Consider the following 22,576-nt stretch of genomic DNA (forward strand, 5'->3'; position numbering starts at 1 on the left):
CGGCCTATTGACTACACGTGTAGGCATGGCGTAGCTTGACTACATCTGTAGTCAAGCGGAACCCCGAGCCATGCTCAAATCCACCATCGGCGACCAGGAACTGGCGCTGCTGCATTACATCGACGAATGCGGCCACGCCTCGGTAGGTGAAGTGGCCGTTGGCTACGGCGAGCCACGCGGGCTGGCGCGCTCCACCGTGCTGACCATGATGGAACGCCTGCGCGGCAAGGGCTATCTCAAGCGCAGGCAGGTCAAGGGCATGTACCGCTACAGCACCGCCACCGGGCCCGGCGAGGCGATGCGCAGCGCGGTCGGCAGCTTCGTCGAGAAGACGCTGAGCGGTTCGGTATCACCGTTCGTGGCGTGGCTGTCCGAGCACGCCGAAGTCTCCGACACCGAGTTGGCGCAGCTGGAAGCGCTGGTGGCGCAGCTGCAATCCAAGCGGAAGGAGTCGTGAGATGGACACGATTCACACCCTCACCGATACCTTGCTGACACGCCTCGCCTGGACCTCCGCGCAAGCCGTGCTGCTGATCGGCGCGCTATGGCTGCTGGGTCGCTTGATACCACGGTTGTCACCGGCAATCCGTTGCATGCTGTGGTGGGTACTCAGCGTGCAGTTGATCGTCGGCCTGGTCGTCAGCACGCCGGTGAAATTGCCCTTGCTGTCGCCGGCATCGCCGTCCGCCTCCTTCACGGCAACGGCCAACCAGCAGACCACTGCGATCGCGCCCATGGCCGAATCCACCGTGTCCCCGGAGGTTGCCGGGCCGTCTTTGCCAACTACTCCAGCGATCACGACTGCGCAGTCGACAACGCCTATGTCGACGCCAACACGCTCGTTCCCCTGGCGCTCGTTCATGGTGACCATGTGGCTCGCCGGCCTGCTTGCGCAGTTGCTGCTGGTCGCGCGGCAATGGCGGAAAACGCGCCGGGTGCTACGCGAATCCACGCCACTGCACGATGCAACGCTGCAGGCAGCGTGTGTACAGCAGGTCCGCATGCTCGGCTTGCGCCACTGTCCACAGTTGCGTGTGTCACATGCGATCACGTCGCCCCAAGTGACCGGTCTGTGGCGCCCCACCGTCCTGCTGCCAGCCAACGAGGTACTGACGCCGGAAGAATCATCGATGGCACTCGCCCACGAGCTGGCCCATCTGCGCCGCGGCGATCTCTGGCTCGGTTGGGCACCGGCGATTGCGCAACGGCTGTTCTTTTTCCACCCGCTGGTGGCATGGGCGATGCGCGAGTACGCGCTCCATCGCGAAGCCGCCTGCGATGCGCAGGTGCTGCAACAACATTGCACGGCGCCGCAGGACTACGGCCGCCTGCTGCTGCGCCTCGGCGTGGCCCAGCCCATGCACTCCGGCCTCGCCGGCGCATCTCCCACCTTCCAGAACCTGAAAAGGCGACTGACCATGTTGCAGCAAAGCGTGAACCCTTCGCAGTTGCGCACGCGCGGCTGGTGGCTCGTCGTGCTGATTGCGCTCGTCGGCGTGCTGCCCTATCGCGTGACGGCCACTGCTGCGACCGCAGTGCAGCCCGCTATCCAGACCAGTGAACTGGCACAAGTGCCACCTCCGCCACCCGCCCCGCCAACTCCGCCATCGCCACCCGCACCGCCGGTTCCAGCGCACCTCGCCACTGGCTTCTCAGCCCATCATGTCAACATTACTACCCGTACCGATGCCCGCGATGGCTTCGCACTGTTCGATGGCGATTCGATCACCGTCAACGGCACGGACAATGATCTGGCCACCGCGCAGCGGCTGCAGCAAGGCAACGAGCCGATGCTGTGGTTCCGTCGCGGCGACCAGGCCTACCTGATCCGTGATGCGGGCTACATCCAGCGTGCCAGGACCGCCTACGCGCCTGTCCAGGCGCTGAGCAGGCAACAGAGCCAGCTCGGCCGTCAGCAGGGCCAGCTTGGCAGCAAGCAGGGCGCACTCGGCGCACGCCAAGGTGCGCTCGGCAGCAGGCAAGGGCAGCTGGCTGGTGAGGAGGCCAGGCTGGCCGTGCAATCCAGCCAGCATCAGCCCTCGGCCGAGCTCGAAGCGCAGCGGGCCCGGCTTGAAGCCAGCCAGAGCGAGCTCGGTCGCCAGCAGGATGCACTTGGCCGCGAGCAGGAAGTCCTGGGCAAGCAACAGCAAGCACTCGGCGCGCAGCAGGAAGCGCTGGGCAAGCGCCAACAACAGGCGACGGAGCAAGCGGATCAGCAGATCGGGAAACTGCTGGACGAGGCAATTGCCCATGGCGCCGCGCAAAAGCTCGGCATGAACCCGATGCCGCAACCCACCACCACGCAGACACGCCAACTTCCCGGCCTGCCGTCGACACCAGCGATGTCGCCGCTGTCGAAAATGCCGGCGCTGCCACCCACACCACCGACACCGATTGCACCGCCGCCGCCGACCGCCACGACAACGACATCCGCCAATCAGACCAGGCGCCGCGACAGCGACATCACCACGGTGGAACCCGGCAGCCGGTATGCCTATGCCCTGTACAACAACAACGCCCACGGCGAAACCGTGCTGATCAATGGTGACCGTGCCGATGTCGCGATGGCCAAGCGCTTGCACACCACGGAGTCGGCACCGATGTTCTGGTTCCGCCGCGGCGACCAGGCGTACCTGATCCGCGATCCCGCCTATGTCGACCGCGCCAACGCCACCTACGCTGCGGTGAGTGCGTACTGGCGCGATGCAGGCAAGCTCGAAGGTGAGCAGTGGAAATTCAAGGGGCCGCTGGAAGGTCTGGCCAGCCGGCAACGCAGTGTCGAGGAGCAGCGTCGCGACCTGCTTGCCGATCCGCAGGCACCCGCCGCCGCACAGCGGCTGGCAAGTCTGGACGCACAGCAACACGAGATCACCGCACAGATGGCCGATCTCGACCGGCAACTGGCCGCGCTGCAGCCGCAGCTGGCCGCGATGAAACAGCGCCAGCAGCAGGTCGTCGCGCAAGCCAATCTGCAGGCGTCGCAGTTGATCGACGAGGCCCTCGGCAAGGGCGCGGCGCAGGAAGTCAGCCGCCGCTGAAGAACCGGCACCCGCTGCCGATCGTTTGAAAGCACACATATCGCCTGCTTTCGCAGGCGGCGGGGACGGCTGCGTCCGCCAACGCCCAGGCATGGCTATCAGGAGGCCCACGATGTTTGGCTACTACTTCGCACTTGCGCTGCGCAGCCTGAAGCGCAGCAAGGTGCTTACCGCGTTGATGATCCTCGCCATCGGCCTGGGCATCGGCGCCAGCATGACCATGATCACCGTGCTGCACGTGATGTCGGGCGATCCGCTGCCCGGGCATAGCGCGCAGTTGTTTGTGCCACAGCTCGACGCCCGCCCGCTGGAGCGCAGCAAGACCACCAAGGACAGTGCGCCCAACGGCAACCTGACCTGGCCGGATGCGATGAACCTGCTGCGCACCCATCGCGCGGACCGGCAGGCGGCGATGGTGGCGGGCTCGGTACCGATCCGTCCCGCGCAGGCTTCGCTGCGACCATTCTTCCAGCCTGGACATTACGTCACGGCGGACTTCTTTTCGATGTTCGACGCACCATTCCGCGCCGGCGGCGGCTGGACTGCCGAGGACGACGAGCAACGTGCGCGCGTGATCGTGCTCAACGCCGAACTCAACCGCAAGCTGTTCGGCGACACGCCCGGCATCGGCCGCACGGTGCGATTGAAGAACACCGATTTCCGCGTGGTCGGCGTACTCGATGAGTGGTATCCACAGCCCACCTTCTATGCCCAGGTCAACGATCGCTCCTTCGGCAAGACCGACCAGTTTTTCCTGCCGCTGCAGACCGCGCTGGAGCTTCAGTTCGATTTCAGCGGCAATTTCATGTGCTGGGGCAACGGCGCCGGCGGCCGCACCAGCGATCACTGCACCTGGTTGCAGTTCTGGGTGCAGCTGGACAACCCGGCCAAGGCGCATGCTTACCAGGACTTCCTCGGCGATTACTGGCGCGAGCAGCAGACGCATGGCCGCTTTCCGCGCCCGGTGAATGCACAACTCTATGGATTGATGGACTGGCTCACGAAGCAGCAGGTCATCCCCTCCGACCTGCGCCTGCAGCTGTGGCTGGCCCTGGGTTTTCTCGGCGTCTGCATGGTCAACATCGTCGGCCTGTTGCTGGCGAAATTCCTGCGCCGCAGTGGCGAGGTCAGCGTGCGCCGGGCACTGGGTGCGCAGCGGCGCGACATCTTCCTGCAATTCGGCATCGAGTCGGCGGTGATCGGCGTGGCTGGCGGCGTACTGGGCCTGGTGATTGCCGAGCTTGGCCTGTGGAGCGTGCGGCAGCGCCCCGACGGCTACGCGCAACTGGCCCAGATGGATGCCGCCATGCTGCTGGGCACCTTCATGCTGGCGGTGTTCGCCAGCGTACTGGCCGGACTGCTGCCCGCCTGGCGCGCCTGCCGCGTCACTCCTGCCCTGCAGCTCAAGACCCAGTGAGGTAATCCCATGCCACTGCGACCACTGCTCGCCAGTCTCACGCGTCACAAGCTCACCGTGCTGTTGCTGGCGCTGCAGGTCGGCCTGACCTGCGCCATCGTCTGCAACGTGGTGTTCATGATCGTCAACCGGACCGCACAGATGCGTCAGCCCAGCGGAGTGGCCGAAGACGAGCTGGTGACGATCGACAGCATCGGCCTGGACGAAGGCGAAAACCCGCTGGCCCGACACGCAGCGGACCTGGCGGCGCTGCGCAACATCCCCGGCGTGACCGCGGTGGCCGCCGTCGACGCGTTGCCGTTCAACGGCAACGACTGGAGCAATGGCATCGCCACCACGCCGAACGCCGATACCGACCTTACCGCCACCGCCTGCAACGGCACCCACGGCGAACTCGGCACGCTGGGCCTGCACCTGCTCGAAGGACGTGATTTCCTGCCGGACGAATACCTGCCGATGGACAGTGCGCACGACTGGGCCGGCATCAACCATGTGCCGGTCACCATCATCACCCAGGCACTGGCCGAACGCCTGTTCCCCGGCCAGAGCGCGCTGGGCAAGGTCATCTATCCCGGCGACAACCCGGTGCGCATCGTCGGCGTGGTCGATCATCTGCTGCGACCACATCTGCGCGAAGCCGCCAGCAACGATTACAGCACCCTGTTTCCGATGCTGCCGGACAGCAACGATGTCACCTACGTGTTGCGCACGGCACCGCAGGAACGCGAGCGCGTGCTGAAGCAGATAGCCGATGTGCTGAACCAGCTCGATGGCAATCGCATCCTGCGGCAGGCACAGACCTTCAGCCAATTGCGTGCCGACTTCTTCCGGCGCAATCGCACCATGATCGGCCTGCTGCTGGCCGCGGCGGCCGGGTTGCTGTTCGTCACCGCGCTGGGCATCGCCGGCCTCGCCAGTTTCTGGGTGCAGCAACGACGACGCTCGATCGGCATTCGCCGCGCCATCGGTGCCACCCGCAACGACATCCTGTGTTATTTCCAGGCCGAGAATTTCCTGATCGTCGGCGGCGGCATCGTGCCGGGCATGTTGCTGGCCTATGCGCTCAACCTGTGGTTGATGACGCATTACGAACTGCCGCGGCTGCCGTTTCTCTACCTGCCCATCGGCGCGGCACTGCTGTGGTTGCTCGGTCAGTGCGCGGTGCTTGGCCCGGCGCTGCGCGCGGCGGCGGTGCCGCCGGTGATGGCTACCCGGGCGGACTGACCGGTCAACCTGGTGAGGCATCAGCGGAGCCGCTCAGGCTTCCGCTGATACTGCCGGCCTCGCTGGCGAACTCACATCCAGGGCCACGCCTTCAATTCATATTCTTTCGGCGGGGTGTCGCCGGCCAGGTTGCGCACGAAGTAATCCCAGCGCCGGCGCGTGGCGTACGGCGTGGCGGCCGCATAACCATGGTGGACGTTGGGGATGATCAGCATGTCGAAATCCTTGTTGGCCTTGATCAGCGCATCGGCCACCAGCATGGTCTCGCCCAGCGGCACGTTGTCGTCGATCGTGCCGTGCACCAGCATCAGGCGGCCCTTGAGGTGCTTCGCCATGTCCTGGTTGGCCTGGTTGTCGTAGCTGGTGCTGCCGTTCTTGTTGGTCACCAGCAGGCCCTGGTACTTCTCGCCCCAGTCGTTCTCGTAGTTGCGGTTGTCGTGGTTGCCGCTCTCGGCCCAACCTACCTTGAAGAAGTCGGGGTAGCGGAACATCGCGTCGGCGGTGGTATTGCCTCCACCGGAATGACCCCAGATGCCGACACGATTGATGTCGATCCACGAATAGCGCTGCGCCAGTTCCTTGATGCCGGCGACCTGGTCGGGCAGCGTGTTGTCGCCCATCTCGCCGTACCAGGTGTGGTGGAAGCTGGCACTGCGCCACGGCGTGCCCATGCCGTCGAGCGCCACCACGATGAAACCGAGTTCGGCCAGCGCCTGGTTGTCGCCCTGCGCCGGCATGAAGCTGCGGGTACGCACCGAGCCGGTCTGCGGGCCGGGATAGACGTAGTCGATGATCGGATACTTCTTGTTGGGATCGAAGTGGCTTGGCTTGAACATCTGGCCGTAGAGAACCGTTTTGCCGTCGCGCGCCTTCACCGTGAACGGAACCGGCGCCACCCAACCGGCGGCCTTGAGGCGGGAGATGTCGGCCTTGGCAATGGTGGCGATGACATGGCCATCGTCGCTGGAACACAGCACGGTGACCGGCGCGGTGGTGACCGTGGAGTAGCTGTCCACGAAGGTCTTGCCGTCGGGCGACATGCTGATGGTGTGGTCGGCGTTTTCCGGCGTGAGCAGCACGGGCCTGCCGCCGTCCACACCCACTTTCCAGAGCTGCTTGAAATACGGATCCACGCCCGCCATGCGGCCGGTGCCGATGAACCACAACTCACGCGATTTGCGGTCGAGGTGCAGCACATCGATGACGTTGCCGTCGCCGGTGGTGATGGGGTGCAGCTCCTTGCCGGTGTTGGTGTCGTACAGGTAGAGGTTCTGCCAGTCGTTGCGTTCGGACGGCCAGATGGCTTCATGCGAATCGGTCAGGTAGCGCCAGTTGACGTGTTCCATGCCGCTTTCGTAGTAGGTGGCCGCCTTCTCGTCGAAGGCGGTGCGCACGGCGCCGCTGTCGGCATCGGCCACGCGGAACCACACCTGCTTGCGGTCACGCGAACTGTTGACCATGGCGAAGGTCTTGCTGTCCGGCGCCCACTGCAGGTCGTCCCAGTGACCGTCGCTGCTGCAGCTGATGTCGTCGCACAGGCTGGACAGGCGCTGTTGCGGATCGATCTTCAGGCGCACCACCTTGTGGCTGGCCACGTCGATCACCACCGGCTCGATCATGAACACCTTGTCGTCGCCGGGCAGCGGGTATTTCCACGCGTCCAGCTCGGGGTGGCCGACCTTGGTGCGCACGGTGTACATCTCGCCCACGCCGCGCTGGTCCTGCTGGTAGGTGGCGATCTTCTTCGAGTCCGGCGACCAGTTCAGCACGGCGCGATCGGTATGGATCCAGCCGGCGTTGTCGGTGGCGTAACCGAAGTCCTCCACGCCGTCGGTGGTGAGCTGGGTCTCCTTGCCCGTCGAAACGTCACGCAGCCACAGGTTCCAGTGGCGGATGAAGGCCGCGTACTTCTTGTCCGGCGACAGCACGGCCGATTCGTTGTTCGCGCCCTGCACACCCTTGTCGGCAACGCATGCAGCCGCCCGCATGTCGCACAGATACTGCTTGTCGCGGAGCGTGATCCCGAGACGGCCGTCCAGCTTCACGTTATAGCCGGTGAGCGGAAGCTTGTTCGCATCGACCGGTTTGCCGGTGAGCTTGCCGATCGCGGTGGCGAGCGTGGCCTGGTCGAACAATGGTGCAGCGTTGCCATTGACTGCATCCATCTGCATGAAGTGATCGCCATGGCTGTCGTGGTCGCGGTACCAGAAGTGCGCGTTATCCAGCCATTCGACCTTCTGCACCGCATGATCGACCAGCGGCACGACGTTGTAGCTCATGAAACGCTCGGCCTGCGCGTAGTCATTCGCGACCAGCGTCCGCCCCTGCGCGGCGACGCCGGCCGACAGCAACCCCATCACCATTGCGCCGAACAGGCGCGACTTGCCGCTCATCACGTGCATGCTTTTCTCCACGAAAACCGGAATGACATGGCGGCGACCCTGCCCCGTCGATGTCCAATCGACCGATGCTAACCCGATATCGCACCGTCGCCCTATGCCAAAGGTTCATGTGGCCACGCAACCGTGCCACTGCAACGAACTACACTGGCGCCCCGTCCCGGCTTGCAGCAGTCGTGCAGCCACCATCCACCAGACAAGAGTTCCCATGACTGCTCCGATCGAAGCACGCCTGCTCGAAATGGTTTTCCCCGATCACACCAATCATCTAGGCACCCTGTTCGGTGGCCAGGCACTGGCGTGGATGGACAAGGCTGCCTTCATCGTCGCCTCGCGTTATGCACGGCGCACCGTGGTCACCGCGCGCTCGGAGGAAGTGAATTTCCGCGTACCGGTGCGCACCGGCCAGCTGGTGGAACTGGTGGCCAGCGTGGTCAAGGTTGGCCGCAGCTCGATGCAAGTCGAGGTGGAGATGACCGCCGAGGATCCGCTGACCGGCGATCGCCGCGTGTGCACCACCGGCCGCTTCGTGATGATCGCGCTTGATTCCAACGGCTCCCCCACACCCATTCCGGCGCTGCCTGTCGCCGATCTGAACGCAAGAACTTGAAGGCCGGGACGCCGGCTTGACGCGCAATCATGGCTTCGCACACGCTCATCCGCATGTATCGTCCGGAGGTCGCTCGATGCCTGCCCGCCTGAAGATCATCGGCAATTACATCTCGCCCTATGTGCGCAAGGTACTGGTGTGCCTGGAGCTGAAGGGACTCGACTACGAGATCGATCCGATCGCACCGTTCGTCGGCAACGACCAGTTCTCGCGACTAAGCCCGCTGCGGCGCATACCGGTGTTGGTCGACGACGGTTTCGTGCTGAATGACTCCTCGGTGATCTGCCAGTATCTGGAGGATCGTCATCCCGCTCCCGCGCTGTATCCGGCCGATATTGCCGACCGCGCGCAAGCACGCTGGCTGGAGGAATATGCCGATACCCGGCTGGCCAGTGGGCTGATCTGGCGGCTGTTCTATCAGCTTGCGATCAAGCGCCACATCTTTGGCGAAACCACCGACGAAGCCGTGGTGACGCAGGCGCGCGAGGTCGAGATTCCCGTCGCACTGGACTATCTGGAAAGCCAGCTGCCTGACGATGGCTTCCTGTTTGGCCCGCTGTCGATCGCCGACATCAGCATCGCCAGCTTCTTCCGCACTGCCTCGTTCGTCCGCTACACGATCGACGAGACGCGCTGGCCACGCTGCGCCGCGCTCGTCGCCCTGGTGCAGGCGCTGCCCGCATTCCAGAAACTCGCTCGTCTCGAGGAATGCATGCTGCGCCTGCCGCTGGCCGAGCAACGCGGCGCCCTGAACACCCTTGGCGCTCCGTTGAGTACCGACACCTACGGCACCAGCACGCCGCGGCATGGTTCGCCGCGCGAACTCTAGGCCCCTGTCCCGGCCCAACCTGCTTCAATTTCGGCCAGCCGTCAGCTCGACCAGCCAGTCGACGAAGACGCGCAGGCGTGCCGGTATCTGGCGTTGCTGCGGATACAACACGGTCATCGGCAGCGACGGTGGCGGATGAGCCGGCAGGATCTCGCGCAAGCTCCCATTCGCCAGTGCCTCGCTGATGCGGTAACGCGGCATCTGCGCAATACCCAGGCCCGCCTCGCAACAGCCGAGATAAGCATCCACGCCGCTGACCGTGACGCGCCCCGGCAACGCCACTTCACGTCGGCGACGGCCCACCACGAACTCCAGCGGCTCGCAGCGACGCGTGGTTGGCGAAGCCCAGTTAACCGCAAGATGGCCATCGTGCAAGGCGGCCAGTGAATCCGGCATGCCGTGCCGGCGCAAGTAAGCGGCACTGGCCACGGTCACCTGCTCCAGCATGGCGACGCGGCGGCCGACCATGCCGGAGTCGCCCAGCTCGCCGATGCGCAGCACGCAGTCCACGCCCTCACGCACCAGGTCGACGAAGCGATCGCCGGTACCGATATCCAGTTCGATCTGCGGGAAACGCGCGAAGAACTCCGGCAACGCGGGAATCACCAGCCGGCGCGCCAGCGAGACCGGCAGGTCGACCCGCAGGCGCCCCTTTGGCTGCACCACGGCCTCGCGAAAATCGGTCTCCACCTCGTCCATGTCGGCCAGCAGGCGCACGCAATGGCCGTAATAGGTTTCGCCGTCGCGGGTGGCGCGCACGCGGCGAGTGGTTCGCTGCAGCAGTTGCGCGCCCAACCGCACTTCCAGCTGCTTGATCGCGTGGGTAACGGTGGCGCGCGGCAGGTTCAGGTCATCTGCCGCGGCAGTGAAGCTGCCCAGCTCGACGATCCGCGTATACAGCCGCATGGACTGGAGTCGATCCATCGCAATTGTTGTCAATTATTGAATAGTAATGACAATTATTGAGTATTTATCCGATTCCCGCCATGACGCACCATGCGTCCACCATCACCCACCGGAGCCACCCCATGCAGACCCGCACCTTAGGCAAGAATGGTCCCCAGGTCTCCACCCTCGGCCTCGGCTGCATGGGCATGAGTGATTTCTACGGCCAGCGCGACGACGCCGAATCGATCGCCACCATCCAGCACGCGCTCGATCGCGGCATCACCATGCTCGACACCGCCGACATGTACGGCCCGTACATCAACGAGGAACTGATCGGCAAGGCAATCAAGGGGCGCCGCGAGCAGGCGTTCATCGCCACCAAGTTCGGCATCGTGCGCGACCTGGCCAACCCGCAGGCACGCGGCGTCAACGGTCGTCCCGAGTACGTGCGCGCCTCCTGCGAGGGGAGCCTGAAGCGATTGGGCATCGACACGATCGACCTGTATTACCAGCACCGGGTCGATCCACAGGTACCGATCGAGGAAACCGTGGGCGCGATGGCCGAGCTGGTGCAGGCGGGCAAGGTGCGTCATCTGGGCCTGTCCGAAGCCTCCGCGGCGACGCTGGAGCGGGCCAGCAAGGTGCACCCGATCGCCGCGCTGGAAAGCGAGTACTCGCTGTGGACACGCGATCCGGAACACAACGGCGTGCTCGATACCTGCCGCCGGCTCGGCATTTCGCTGGTCGCCTATTCGCCGCTGGGTCGAGGCTTCCTCACCGGTGCGATCCGCACGCCTGACGATTTCGACGCCGATGACTATCGACGCAGCAACCCACGCTTCATCGGCGGCAACTTCGACCGCAACCTGCAGCTGGTGGACAAGGTGAAGCAGCTGGCGGCGGACAAGGGATGCTCGCCGGCACAGCTTGCGCTGGCCTGGGTGTTGGCGCAGGGTCAGGAAGTATTGGCGATCCCCGGCACCAAGCGACGTTCGCGGCTGGATGAGAATCTCGGTGCGCTGGATGTGCAGCTGGGCAGCGGCGAACTGGCGACGATCGACCGGATCTTTCCGCCTGAGGCCGTGGCCGGTCAACGCTATGCGGATGCCAGCATGACGCATATCAACCGCTGATCCGTCGCGTATCGTCGCCCTTCGCACGGGTCCGGCGATGCGAGCCGCTAGAATGGGCGGCATGAGCACTCCCGAACATTCCCCGCTCGGCAAAAGCACCGTCTACGCCGACCGCTACGACCCCAGCCTGCTGTTCCCGATCCCGCGCGCCGGCAAGCGCGCGGAGATCGGCGTGGCCGAACCGTTGCCGTTCCACGGCATGGACATCTGGAACGCTTACGAGCTGTCGTGGCTCAACCTGCGCGGCAAGCCCATCGTGGCGTTGGCCGAGTTCCATGTACCGGCAGCTTCGCCGAACATCATCGAGTCGAAATCGTTCAAGCTTTACCTCAACGGCTTCGCGCAGGAGCGAATCGCCGACATCGCAACGCTCGCCGCCACGCTGGCACGCGACCTGTCCGCTGCTGCAGGCGCGGTAGTTGATGTGCAACTACGTGACACGAATGCGCCGGCTTACGACGTCACCAGCCTGGACGGCCATCTGCTTGATGGCCAGGACATCGCCATCGACCAATACGGCCCACCGCAGGCGGATTTCCTGCATGCCGATGACAACGCCAACCCGATCGAGGAAACCGTAGTCTCGCACCTGCTGCGCTCGAACTGCCCGGTCACCGGCCAGCCGGACTGGGGCAGCGTGCAGATCGCCTACCGCGGCGCACCGATCGACCATGCCGGCCTGTTGCGCTACCTGGTCTCGTTCCGCGACCACAATGAATTCCACGAGCAATGCGTGGAGCGCATCTACATCGACCTGATGCAGCGCTGCGCCCCGCAGCAGCTGAGCGTGTATGCGCGCTACACCCGCCGTGGCGGCCTCGACATCAATCCGTTCCGCAGCAGCACGCCGGCCACACCCGGCAATCCGCGCCTGGTGCGCCAGTAGATGGCCGCGACCCCGGCAGCAAGGCGACCGTCCCGGTAATCGGCGCTTCATATCCACGGGGCTAGCCTCGGTATCCTGACCAAGGCGCCCGAAAAACGCTGCAGTACTCGCCAGTGGAGTTTCCGCATGACACGTTCCGCACGCTCAGCCGCACTGCATGGCACGTGTCTTGCCGCCTTGCTGCTCGGCGCCTGCAGCAAACACCCGGCGCCGGCGCCGGCGCCAGTCAGCCAGCCAGCCGCGACAAAAACCGCAGCGACGGTGGCCAAACCCGCCACGGCCAGCATCACCAAGGCCGTCACCGCGGCGACCACGCCAGCCACCGTCAGCACGACGACCCATGTCGCTGTACCGGCCACTTCAGCTGCCCCGCCAGCCGCAACTGCAGACGCCGCTCTCAGCGTGGCCAGCGTGACACTCGGCAATGCGGTCAATGCCGAGCACCAGGTGACTCAGGCAAGCCGTCGCTTCGCCACCAACGACAAGACCATCTACGCCAGCGTCGCCACCGCCGGCCGCAGTAGCGGCGCCACTATCAACGCAAAATGGAGTTACCTGGAAGGCCAAGGCCAGCTGATCAGCAGCATCAGCCAGGCGATCGCCACCGATGGCCCCGCCGTCACCACCTTCATGGTGCAGAACCCGGACCTGTGGCCGGAAGGCAAGTACAAGCTCGAGATCTCGCTCGACGGCAAGCCGGTAGCCACGCAGGACTTTGAAATCGGCAAGCCCTGATCGCTACGAGCCATTGAAACAAGAGGCGCCACACAGGGCGCCTTTTTGCTGTGAAAGGTACGGTGTGGATCGCTCGCCGATCCAAACAATCCACGGAGTTTCTTCTTCAGAAGTGGACCAGGCAACCACCAACAGCCTGAACCGACCGACCGTATGAGTATTTCGTGATGATCGCGTCGTACAGGCTTCGAATTGAAGCTTCCTTCAATTCGAATGAGTTGGGGCACACGATTAACGCCCCCACGCCATCTGATCCGAAGGATTGTTGAGCATTGAGCACGCGCTCCAGATTCTCGTCTGCTAGCCAATCGGGAACCGCAACCGCTTTGCGAGTTGCGTAATAGGGCAGCTCCGACGACCAGTCCATGCCGAAAATAAGCAGGTCCTGATCTTCCTTTGTATGCTTGCGGATAAAGCGGGCAAGTTCGATCGTGCGGCTACGACTCTGATCTGCCCTAATGGTTGGCACGAAATACGTCTTAAGCACATGCCAAGACATGAGCGCAACGGCAACCGCCGCAAAGCTGGCGACAACTGTTCCCGCAGATCCCTTGTTTGTCAGTGAGCCAATGGCAAGCCCGACCAGTGTCGTCAGGAATGCAAAATTCGCAAACTGATAATAGCTATGTATATAGTGAAGATTCGTAAATGTAAGAAATGGGGCAACGTAGCCAAGCAGCAAAAGTACGCATGCCACTCGATATCTGGCGTTCATGGCGAGGATGCATACGGCCGCAAGCAGCATCCATACCGAGCCTAGTATTTGATATATGGCTCTGCCAAACATGATTGATAACCAAGATTGGATATCGAAACGCTGTGCCAGCGTTCCAAAATTAAACCCCGAAATGGCTGATGATGTCAGTTGACTGCCAATTAATGACTGTTGCTTCAAGCCATCTGCATATTTAACCCAAGCCATTAGTATGACCAAGGAAACTACAACCGCAAAGCCAGCTGCCAGAATGGTGCGCAGAGCTTGTTTCCGGCTTGGTGTCGATAAATTCCTCACCAAGACAGCAAGTAATCCCATCGCAAGAATGATTGCAAAGCAATAAAATGTTGTTATTTTTACCAGTGCAGCACAAATTGCAAAAATGGTACTTGTGAAGACAAATCTCTTTTTTCCGGTTGCATGGTATTGCGTAATTCCCAAGATGAATGCAAGTGAAAAAAACAAGACGGTGGACTCGATCATCACCGAACGGGCCCAGAAAATGGCCAGAGGACAGGCAACAAATGCTCCGGCACATGCCAGGGGAAGTGCGCGTCCAGAGCTAAGCCTTGCAACGATCCTGTAAAGGGTCGCTACTGCGCCAAGAAAGAAGGCGATTCCAATGATGCGTCCAGATTGATCGATGGACAGCCGACTGAGGCCGGCAAGAAGTGCAGCCAACCACTGATAGATCGGAAATTCGAATGGAATGGACCACGGGAATCCAGCGACCGGGGTTTGATAGGCGATCAACGGACCGCCCTTCTGTATCCAGTAGATCGATAGCGCTGTCTGGGTCTGCCGGAATGCAAACATGTCCAGGATGGGTGCCGACCAGCTGATCACTGTCAGATACCCGAGCATGCCAAGGCCGTAGATCAACAGCAGCAACCCGGGAAGCATCCGGGAAATTTCGTAGGGTTCAGCGCTCCCGGAGATTTTTCGATTCATGGCAGAGCCACCATTTCATGGTGGTCACATGTGTAATTGACGCCGCCACTCGCGAAAGCCAGCGACAGACGATAGTTGCCGCTGGAGAGATGGCTGACGTCCACATATTTCGCAAAGCCGACATCACCAGCCCCCTCGGCTTTCATTGCCTTAAGTACATCCTCTCGGGATATCCAGTGATTGATTTCGACTTGCCAGCCCGCGGTTTGATCCTCTCTCGTGAAGCGAAGCTCTGCACTTTTGACTACTTCGTGCGTAGTTTCGGGAAGCACCCATCCACTCACAACAAAATCCTTGTCCATCAGCCTGATCGGGTGACCCTTGAAGAAAGTCTGGTCGATCATGTCAATGCTGCAACTCGCCGAAACAGGTTTCGACGATTCGCGGATATCTTGTGGTGACATGGCGTCGAGCGAAGACGGAATGGGAAGTGGCGGCAACGGAACATATGGATTCCTGTTGCACCCGGCAACGATGATGACCTGTGACAGAATCAGAAATCTGCCGATATGCTTTGACACAATGCCCCCATGCCCATGTCTTTGATCAAATCCGCTTGAGCCACATGTGGCATGTGAATCACAAGATATTTATCAAGCGCTGCTTATCGCACGAATAGCTCTTCCCTGCGTCCTGGAATGTCACGATGACGTGGTACTGGCCACGCGGCAATGTTCCCAGATCCACCTTCTGCATGAAACCGACATTCCCGGAGTCGACGCCATGCATGGTGGTGATGACATCCGGTCGAGGAATCCAGCCGTCGACCGGCATCTTCCAGCCATCATTCCCGGCTTCATTTACAAATCGCAGTTGTGCGGGCACTCCAGATTTCCTGGACACCTCGGAGAGCACCCAGCCGCTGATGGTTGTAACCGGAGTTGTCGGGTTAAGTGGCGCAATGGCAAAGGGTGCATTGCCCAAGCCTTCTATGTTGCAACTGACTGCCGTGGCGATCAGCGGAACGCTCAATTCGCCGGTCGCCATCGGTTGCGGCCTCGTCTCCGAAATCGCTGTATGGGCACCAGACGAAGCAGATGAAACGGGCTGTTTTGCATCCGATTGATCCGCAGGCTTGCCTGATGGCCCGCATCCGCTGATCAGAATGGCGAGAGTAGCTAGCAGCGCTGTATTTTTTGGGTTGGACATTGTTATACCTGCTCTGAGTAGATGAATTCTTCCATCTGCGGGCTGACTTTCGAGTCTGCTGCGACACGACTGGCAACCCTAATGGATGCAACTATTCGCTACATCGACCTTCCATTCATTTCCGTGGACGCAGAACCACGATGTCCTGGAAATCATGGATTCCACCGGCACGGTAATCGATGATCTCGAACCACTGAGCCCAATGTTTGCGGACATAGGCCTCGGACATGAAGGTGATCCCGTATTCATACGGATCCGAAATCGCCTTGCCCGTCGCCGTCGCCCCGTTGTTCATTGTCGTCAGGTGCCCCTGCTGCAAGACAAAAGCCAACTCATCGCGTTCGAATTTCCGCCTTGCTTCTTCAAACAGCTCGTTGGACATCTCCAGCAGGTCCCTGATTCTTTGCTCGGAGAGCGCTCGGGTCATGGCCCGCTGACCGTGGATGGTCAGGAACAACAACCCTTCAGGCTTGCAGACGCGGGCAAGCTCCTGCAGAAATTCATCCTGCCCTGACTCATTCAGATGGCTGAAGATCGAGATGGAAATGACAGCCTCGAACTCATCCGTTGCGAACGGGATGGGCGGCTTGACCCTGGATAGTTTTGCATCAAAGTAATCAATCGCCGAAGCGCACCATTCCACATGCCGGTGGTCGATGTCACAGCCGGCGATATAGCCCTGATGCCCCTTGAACATGCGCGCCAGGCGTCCACAGCCACAGCCAAAATCCAGGACACTGGCAAAATCGCTCAGTGGCTTGGGCGAGGCACCCGAAAGTGCGAGCCAGAAGTCCGCACCGTGAGATGCGAAATCAGCCTGGCTTCGCAAGCCTGTCGTGTTGTACATCAACTCCATCGGAGGAAATGGGCCAGTATGGATGCCCAGCGATGGATCCTGGAATGCGCCATGGCGGTTGAGTTTCGCCCAATCTTCTGCTGGTAGCCTGCAACCCAGGCCGTAGTTGGTCATCGCGCTTGTCGAATCCGTCTGCATCGTTTTCCCCATTGAATGGCGTAAAGACCAAGGTTTATCGGGTTACGCCCGCCACGTTTGTCACTACCACCCGGCCCGATTGCTTCGCGGCAACCAATGGCAACATCCTCTCCATGGCATGCAACATCGAACCATCGTAGGGAAGCGGTTCGATCGGATAGTCCTGCCAGCCAAGGCCAAGATCGAAGAGAGGGCGGATGGCTTTCGTCCTAGCCCAGAACATCGACCCCACCGGGAATACCGGATTTTCCGGCAGCGCGGGCAAATCCAGTCGCGCAGCCAGGAGCTCGGCATGAGGCCTGTTCGCACCCCAGCCGACCACGTGGGGATCCTCGGGAAACACGATGCCGATCGCAGGGTCGGCAGCCATCCGGCCGAGGATGATGTCAGCCATCGGCACGCTGCCGCCCAACAGATTTTCGAGCAGGAAATCGAACCAGATTCGTCCTGTCGCCTCATCTGCGATATCAGTCGATTTCTTGGTGTGCAGGTGCCCGATGATGTCGTAGTGCTCCGCGAATGTGCTGCCGAAGGCAGTCAGGAAAGGTCCAAGGTCACGCCCTGCATTCGGCACCACCCGGACGTCGACCAGTGATCCCGCGTAACCCGATGCGCTCGAGCGAGCGACGGCGGCGGCGGCCTCATCGCAAACACTGATGAACAGGTCCGGGTGGACTTCATTCGCGCCCAGGCGGGCAAATATCTTGTCGAGCAGATCCGGATAGTAGGCATGCAGATGAAGCCCGATGCGAGTCTTCGATTGAACTTCAGCCACCGCGTCCCGCGAGCTGATCACCTCGAACTTCCAGGGGCCGTCCGGCTGCCCGGCGCACAGGTAATGGGCCAAGGGATCCAGGCGCGTCCCTTCTCCATCCATGTGTTCCAGATAGATTTCCGGATGGAATCCCGGGAAGGGCTTTCTCTTGTCGATGCCGCTGGCCCAGGATCGGACGTAGCCGTACCGGATGACTTCGTCCGCCGAAGCGTGCTCATCCAGCGTGCGCAGGAAGAAGTCCTGCCGCAGCAGGTTTGACTCCAGAATGCTTTCAGCAGACTCGCTCTCGCTGGCCAGGCGACGTTTCGCATTCACGGCGAGCTCTTCAAGTCGGGCGACATACCGCCCCATGTCGAACTGCTCCTGTACCGCCTGTCGCAACCGGGTACCTATCTGTCTCCTGCGTGATTCCGAGCGGGCAAGCTCCAGGACCAGCTCAGCCATGGCAGCGGTGTCGAGATAAGGTGCCACGCACGCATCGGAAAGCCCGCTTTTGGCCAGCGCATCGACGATGCCTGTCGCCCGGTCGAAACACACCACGGGGAGTCCGTGCGACATGGCGTCGATGGCCACGTTGGGCAAAGGGTCCAGTCGCGAGCTCAGCATCAGGATATCGGCCGCTGCGTAGACATCATCAATGACGGCCGTTTCGGGCATGAACGTGAATTGCCGTTCCAGGCCGGCCCTGCGTACTTGCTCGGCCAGATAGACGGAATAACCCATGTCATGCATCGGATCGTAGCCATTGCCTACCCAGACGAATCTGCAATGCTCGCCGCCTGGGGATCTGATCACCCGGGCAGCGCTTTCGAGGAAAAGGTCCACGCCTTTCCGGTAGTGCACGAACCCTGCGCCGATGATGACGATAGTGTCTTTGTCGTCCTCGCCCCGCGGGCGAAGATGACGCAAGACTTGTTCCCTTTCTGCCGCCCGGGCTTCTGGACCGATCTCGGTAGCCAGCGTGGCGCAGCGCCCCTGCGGAAGAATGTGGGAACTGTGGTCTGCCAGCTCCGGATATTCGGACAGGGCATTCTCGTGCGTTATGCGGGCGGAGAACACGACATCCATCGACCAGTGCATGGCGAAGCGGAATGCATCCCTCGGCCTTGTATAGGCTGCGAACTCATGGATCAGGCTGACAGCCGGGACCGACGATTTCGTCAATCCCCTGAGCACGACGCGCGATTCGATGCTGTTGACGATGGCGAATTCGAACTTGTGGCGTGCGCACAGATCCGCGGTCACCCGATCGGCGTCCTTCAGGGAAGTCTTGACGGAGACCGGGCCAACCACCACGGAAACGGCTTCGCAGAAAGCGGGTATCAGGGGACCGTCGCCAAGCATGAGGGCAACGACATTGAACCTCTTCCGCAGTTCTCCGGCTATGTTGAGGCTCAGGATCGGAGCGCCGGTCCGCGATGCTTCATGGCTCACGACAAGAACCGTCTTCCTCGTCGCATCCAACGGAACCGCACCGCGCTGAAGTATCAGTTTTGCCCTGTTGCCAATACGACCCTCCGCCCTGCCATGGTTGACGAAATGCTGGTACGGATCCATCCCGGCTTCACGAATATCCGGGTAGGTCTCCAGGTAAAACGCTTCGTCAAAATCCGGGTCGGACGAATGTTCCCTTCCAGCGACGTGCAGCGCTTCCGGATCGAGCCCCGTTGGGCCTTGGAGGACGTCAGCGCATGTCGCGACTTCGTCATGCATCGGCGACGACAAATCCTCGTGCAAGGCTTCAAGCGAGACCGTCTCCGCCTCAGGCAGGTTCGCAAAGTTTCGGGAGTGATCGACGGCAGCGGGTTCGATGCCGCTTGCTGCACCTGACTGGATCGATTGCAGCATCGGCGTCGTATGAGGCCCGCTTGAACGCCTGAATGCTGCAAATGCCCCTGCGAAGTCGCCACGTGCCAGTCGCCCGGCGAATCTCCATGGCCTGGTCAGTTTCCACGAGGTGGAAGCAGTCAGCGCATGGATCGTCCCTACGTATTCAGTGGCGGCCTGCTCAAGATTTGCCACCCGGCTGTCGCGCTCGGACAGCTCATGGCGAATGCCGAGGATCTGTGCGTCACGCTCGGCCATACCTTGTTCGAGATGGGCGATTCGTCTGTCACGCTCGGACAGGTCATGGTGAATGCCGAGAATCAATGCATCACGCTCGGCCGTGCCTTGTTCGAGGTTGGCGATCTGGCTATCGCGTTCGGACAAGTCATGGTGAATGCCGAGAATCAATGCATCACGCTCGGCGGCGCCTTGTTCGAGGTTGGCGATCCGGCTATCGCGTTCGGACACGTCGCGGTGAATGCCCAGGATCAACGCATCACGCTCGGCCGTGCCTTGTTCGAGATGGGTAATCCGGCTGTCGCGCTCGGACAGCACCTGATGATTACGCAGTAGCATCCCATCCCGCTCGACTACGCCCTGCTCGAGATGGGCAATCCGGCCGTCACGCTCGGACAAGGCATGATGGATACCGAGAATCAGCGCGTCCCGTTCGGCCACGCCCTGCGTGAGGTTGCCAATCAGGGCTTCACGTTCGGACAAGGCCTGATGCGTGTGCAGAATCAACGCATCCCGCTCGACCACGCCACGATCAAGGTTGGCAATACGCTGCTCACGCTCGGCCAGAGTTTGGCGGATGCCAAGGAGCGATGCCTCACGCTCCGATACATCGTGTTCGAGACGGGCAAGCTGCTCTTCGCGCTGGGAAAGCGACTTGTGGATGTCGAGGATCACGGCATCCCGTTCCGATGCGCCACGTTCAAGGTTGGCGACCTGGCTCTCGCATTCCGACAGGGCGTGGCCGAGACGCGCGACTTCTTCGCTCGAAAACACATCGTATCGACCCGTCAGGTCGAAGAAGTCGTTCATGTCGAACTCATGGACTTTCTCGATGCGCGCGCATCGCACCGGATCGGACATGGCTTCGAGGATGAGGTTCAGGGCGAACAGCTGCGCAAACGGGTGCGTTGCGGCATCAAGCGCGGATCGGCCCAGCGAAAACAACAGATCGGTGTCAGGCCCACGGTAATATTCTGCAGCCTCGGGAAATATGGCCCGTAGCTCCTCGAAATCAGCAATTTCCCTGTAGTTTTCGAGAATCCTGTGTTGCTCGTAGATACCGCGAATCCGGTTGCTACGGTTATTGCCGCTGACATTGGTGTCGTTGTCGCGCACGCGAAAGCGAGTGAGCCTTTCACTCAGCACACGGATGTCATGGCGCATCAGTATGCGCATCCACATATCGAAGTCATCGACCTGCTTGAGCGACAGGCGATAAAGCCCGCAAGTCCGGAAACATTTCGTTCGAATCAGGGCGCTTGGATGGCAAAGTGCATTGCCATGATCGTAGAAAAACCTCAACCATTCATGTCGCGACCGATTGGGCTGGTCGAAGATGCCGAAGTAGTAATGTGCGCTGTCCGTGAGTGGGATGCTGCTCTCGTTGATCGCAAGCACCCGGGTAAACACCACGCCCACGTCGGGATTTCGGTCAAGACAGGCCACCTGCTTTGCAAGCTTGTCGTGCTCCCAGACATCATCCGAATGATGGATGGCGATGTATTCGCCATGCGCAATTTCCGCGATGGCCGCATTGATGCGCTGGATGACTTCGCCTGCGCCGCCGCTGCGAAAAGCCTTGATCCTCGGATCATCGTATTGGTTTATCAGCTCCCATGAGTTATCGATGGAGCCGTCATCGAGAATGAGCAACTCGAAATCGGAGAACGTCTGGGCGAGTACGCTCTCAATCGATTCGCAAATGAACTTTGCGTGATTGTAGGAAGTGAGAATGACGGAAACTCTGGGCATCTTGTTACCTGATATCGTTCAGTCGCGATGTTGTCGCACGACATTTCCAAGGTAGCTAATGGCTGAAAGGTCGGACGCTCCATGGCCTCTCGGTCACTCATGTGCGCTCCGACCGGCCGACTCCATTGATTGCGCCACGGTCACGATGGCCCGTTCCGACAGCAACTTGCTCGCCCCAGCTATTCCATTGAACATCATTACATCAATGATCGACAGCGAAGGCTCGAATCGGTCTCTGGCTTGCGGATAGGCGATGGCGGGTGGCTGCAGCGCACCGATGCTGACGCCGCAGCGGGAAAACTTGTCCGGATCCAGGAGCGAGATGCCGTTGACGGGATTGATGAGTTCCGCGGCCTTGAGCTGCAGGGCAATCGCCAGCAGGCGATCGCCGGATTCGGTAACCGCGCTGTAGTCAAATTCGAAGTCCGACGAGGTGACGATCTCGCAGCGGATCGACAGTGCCTCGCACAGCATCCGCACGATGCGGCGATTCAGCTCACCAATGCCCTGCTCCTGCCCACCAAACAGTGCGGACTCTACAAGCTCCGTCGTTTCATCGAAGTGGGGCGCCTTGGCCCTGTAGTGCGCGAGCTGGTTGACGATCCTGGCCTTCCAACCCGGCAGCGGCGCGATATTCACGTCACGGATCGCCGCGGTTTGCGGATGCCTGGCGACCGGCACCTGGATGTATTGCCACCCGCCGCCCGGCTTGAGGATGCGATTGCGATTGATCCAGCCCCGGTTGATGTACTGCACTTCATCGAACAGCACGAAGCAGTCCACCGCGGCAATCAGCTGCCAGTAGCCGAGGTAGGGGAAAAAATAGGGCTGCATGACAGCTACGCGCTTCATCATGCCCGCTCCACTGGAACGATCAACTCCGCACCGCGGCTGATCGCTCCGCCGCGCAACACAGGCCGGATCGACAAGTTGACTGCCTTGGCGATTCTTCGCGCCGATGCCGGCACGCCACAGGGCCATCGCGGGGTACACCCCGACCATCGCGTACGGCGATGC

At 61.4% G+C, this 22,576-nt stretch carries 17 protein-coding genes; 9 read left to right on the top strand and 8 right to left on the bottom strand.

All coding sequences use genetic code 11. The features are described from left to right. The first annotated feature begins 70 nt into the window (after positions 1 to 70). The 4 genes from B0E50_RS07880 (at position 71) to B0E50_RS07895 (ending at position 5,679) form a co-directional block, all read left to right on the top strand. Entirely contained in the window at positions 71 to 457 is a 387-nt protein-coding gene (locus B0E50_RS07880) for a BlaI/MecI/CopY family transcriptional regulator (protein ID WP_077440647.1), read from the top strand. Between the two features lies 1 nt (position 458). Continuing rightward, positions 459 to 3,038 carry a M56 family metallopeptidase gene (locus B0E50_RS07885; RefSeq protein ID WP_077440648.1) on the top strand — a complete coding sequence of 860 codons (2,580 nt, stop codon included), beginning with the start codon at positions 459 to 461 and terminating at the stop codon, positions 3,036 to 3,038. Between the two features lie 112 nt (positions 3,039 to 3,150). Then, complete coding sequence (locus B0E50_RS07890; protein ID WP_077440649.1) at positions 3,151 to 4,455, top strand: ABC transporter permease; 1,305 nt, start codon at positions 3,151 to 3,153, stop codon at positions 4,453 to 4,455. Positions 4,456 to 4,464: 9 nt separating this feature from the next. After that, the gene (locus B0E50_RS07895) at positions 4,465 to 5,679 is read left to right on the top strand and encodes an FtsX-like permease family protein (protein WP_077440650.1); all 1,215 of its coding nucleotides are present in this window, start codon (positions 4,465 to 4,467) and stop codon (positions 5,677 to 5,679) included. A gap of 71 nt (positions 5,680 to 5,750) precedes the next feature. Here the strand turns inward: B0E50_RS07895 and B0E50_RS07900 are convergent, their stop codons facing one another. Then, positions 5,751 to 8,081, bottom strand: coding sequence for a S9 family peptidase (locus B0E50_RS07900; protein WP_077440651.1), 2,331 nt, complete (start codon positions 8,079 to 8,081; stop codon positions 5,751 to 5,753). Positions 8,082 to 8,286: 205 nt separating this feature from the next. Here B0E50_RS07900 and B0E50_RS07905 point away from each other — a divergent pair, with 205 nt between their 5' ends. After that, positions 8,287 to 8,688, top strand: a complete 402-nt coding sequence (locus tag B0E50_RS07905; RefSeq protein ID WP_077440652.1) for an acyl-CoA thioesterase — start codon at positions 8,287 to 8,289, stop codon at positions 8,686 to 8,688. A 76-nt stretch (positions 8,689 to 8,764) separates the two neighbouring features. Further along, on the top strand, positions 8,765 to 9,517 hold the full coding sequence (locus tag B0E50_RS07910; protein ID WP_077440653.1) for a glutathione S-transferase family protein: 753 nt from the start codon (positions 8,765 to 8,767) through the stop codon (positions 9,515 to 9,517). Between the two features lie 24 nt (positions 9,518 to 9,541). Here the strand turns inward: B0E50_RS07910 and B0E50_RS07915 are convergent, their stop codons facing one another. Beyond that, positions 9,542 to 10,441 carry a LysR family transcriptional regulator gene (locus B0E50_RS07915; protein WP_077440654.1) on the bottom strand — a complete coding sequence of 300 codons (900 nt, stop codon included), beginning with the start codon at positions 10,439 to 10,441 and terminating at the stop codon, positions 9,542 to 9,544. 104 nt (positions 10,442 to 10,545) lie between these two features. Here B0E50_RS07915 and B0E50_RS07920 point away from each other — a divergent pair, with 104 nt between their 5' ends. From B0E50_RS07920 to B0E50_RS07930, 3 genes are all read left to right on the top strand, one after another. Continuing rightward, positions 10,546 to 11,538, top strand: a complete 993-nt coding sequence (locus tag B0E50_RS07920; RefSeq protein ID WP_077440655.1) for an aldo/keto reductase — start codon at positions 10,546 to 10,548, stop codon at positions 11,536 to 11,538. Between the two features lie 61 nt (positions 11,539 to 11,599). After that, entirely contained in the window at positions 11,600 to 12,424 is an 825-nt protein-coding gene (queF, locus tag B0E50_RS07925) for an NADPH-dependent 7-cyano-7-deazaguanine reductase QueF (RefSeq protein WP_077440886.1), read from the top strand. 126 nt (positions 12,425 to 12,550) lie between these two features. After that, positions 12,551 to 13,159, top strand: a complete 609-nt coding sequence (locus tag B0E50_RS07930; protein ID WP_077440656.1) for a hypothetical protein — start codon at positions 12,551 to 12,553, stop codon at positions 13,157 to 13,159. A gap of 106 nt (positions 13,160 to 13,265) precedes the next feature. Here the strand turns inward: B0E50_RS07930 and B0E50_RS07935 are convergent, their stop codons facing one another. The 6 genes from B0E50_RS07935 to B0E50_RS07960 form a co-directional block, all read right to left on the bottom strand. Further along, entirely contained in the window at positions 13,266 to 14,825 is a 1,560-nt protein-coding gene (locus tag B0E50_RS07935; RefSeq protein ID WP_077440657.1) for a hypothetical protein, read from the bottom strand. After that, positions 14,822 to 15,346: a hypothetical protein gene (locus B0E50_RS07940; RefSeq protein WP_139350796.1), complete on the bottom strand. Its 525-nt coding sequence runs from the start codon at positions 15,344 to 15,346 to the stop codon at positions 14,822 to 14,824. The genes B0E50_RS07935 and B0E50_RS07940 overlap by 4 nt, the downstream gene beginning before the upstream one ends. 58 nt (positions 15,347 to 15,404) lie before the next feature. Next, a complete protein-coding gene (locus B0E50_RS17955) occupies positions 15,405 to 15,974 on the bottom strand; it encodes a hypothetical protein (RefSeq protein ID WP_139350797.1) in 570 nt (189 codons plus the stop codon). Positions 15,975 to 16,089: 115 nt separating this feature from the next. Continuing rightward, positions 16,090 to 16,944, bottom strand: coding sequence for a class I SAM-dependent methyltransferase (locus B0E50_RS07950; protein ID WP_168170842.1), 855 nt, complete (start codon positions 16,942 to 16,944; stop codon positions 16,090 to 16,092). Between the two features lie 58 nt (positions 16,945 to 17,002). Beyond that, positions 17,003 to 21,559 (bottom strand): rhamnan synthesis F family protein, encoded by a 4,557-nt coding sequence (locus B0E50_RS07955; protein ID WP_077440661.1) that lies wholly within the window; start codon positions 21,557 to 21,559, stop codon positions 17,003 to 17,005. 93 nt (positions 21,560 to 21,652) lie between these two features. After that, entirely contained in the window at positions 21,653 to 22,414 is a 762-nt protein-coding gene (locus B0E50_RS07960; RefSeq protein WP_168170843.1) for a WbqC family protein, read from the bottom strand. Positions 22,415 to 22,576: the final 162 nt, after the last annotated feature.

The sequence above is a fragment of the Rhodanobacter sp. C01 genome (assembly GCF_002001045.1).
GTDB lineage: Bacteria > Pseudomonadota > Gammaproteobacteria > Xanthomonadales > Rhodanobacteraceae > Rhodanobacter.

Excerpts from the sequence above, each read along its gene's own strand:
- B0E50_RS07905 (WP_077440652.1), top strand. The coding sequence starts at position 8,287 with ATGACTGCTCCGATCGAAGCACGCCTGCTCGAAATGGTTTTCCCCGAT.
- B0E50_RS07960 (WP_168170843.1), bottom strand. The coding sequence starts at position 22,414 with ATGATGAAGCGCGTAGCTGTCATGCAGCCCTATTTTTTCCCCTACCTC.
- B0E50_RS07915 (WP_077440654.1), bottom strand. The coding sequence starts at position 10,441 with ATGGATCGACTCCAGTCCATGCGGCTGTATACGCGGATCGTCGAGCTG.
- queF (WP_077440886.1), top strand. The coding sequence starts at position 11,600 with ATGAGCACTCCCGAACATTCCCCGCTCGGCAAAAGCACCGTCTACGCC.
- B0E50_RS07890 (WP_077440649.1), top strand. The coding sequence starts at position 3,151 with ATGTTTGGCTACTACTTCGCACTTGCGCTGCGCAGCCTGAAGCGCAGC.
- B0E50_RS07885 (WP_077440648.1), top strand. The coding sequence starts at position 459 with ATGGACACGATTCACACCCTCACCGATACCTTGCTGACACGCCTCGCC.
- B0E50_RS07895 (WP_077440650.1), top strand. The coding sequence starts at position 4,465 with ATGCCACTGCGACCACTGCTCGCCAGTCTCACGCGTCACAAGCTCACC.
- B0E50_RS17955 (WP_139350797.1), bottom strand. The coding sequence starts at position 15,974 with ATGTCCAACCCAAAAAATACAGCGCTGCTAGCTACTCTCGCCATTCTG.
- B0E50_RS07930 (WP_077440656.1), top strand. The coding sequence starts at position 12,551 with ATGACACGTTCCGCACGCTCAGCCGCACTGCATGGCACGTGTCTTGCC.
- B0E50_RS07900 (WP_077440651.1), bottom strand. The coding sequence starts at position 8,081 with ATGCACGTGATGAGCGGCAAGTCGCGCCTGTTCGGCGCAATGGTGATG.
- B0E50_RS07920 (WP_077440655.1), top strand. The coding sequence starts at position 10,546 with ATGCAGACCCGCACCTTAGGCAAGAATGGTCCCCAGGTCTCCACCCTC.
- B0E50_RS07955 (WP_077440661.1), bottom strand. The coding sequence starts at position 21,559 with ATGCCCAGAGTTTCCGTCATTCTCACTTCCTACAATCACGCAAAGTTC.
- B0E50_RS07950 (WP_168170842.1), bottom strand. The coding sequence starts at position 16,944 with ATGACCAACTACGGCCTGGGTTGCAGGCTACCAGCAGAAGATTGGGCG.
- B0E50_RS07880 (WP_077440647.1), top strand. The coding sequence starts at position 71 with ATGCTCAAATCCACCATCGGCGACCAGGAACTGGCGCTGCTGCATTAC.
- B0E50_RS07935 (WP_077440657.1), bottom strand. The coding sequence starts at position 14,825 with ATGAATCGAAAAATCTCCGGGAGCGCTGAACCCTACGAAATTTCCCGG.
- B0E50_RS07910 (WP_077440653.1), top strand. The coding sequence starts at position 8,765 with ATGCCTGCCCGCCTGAAGATCATCGGCAATTACATCTCGCCCTATGTG.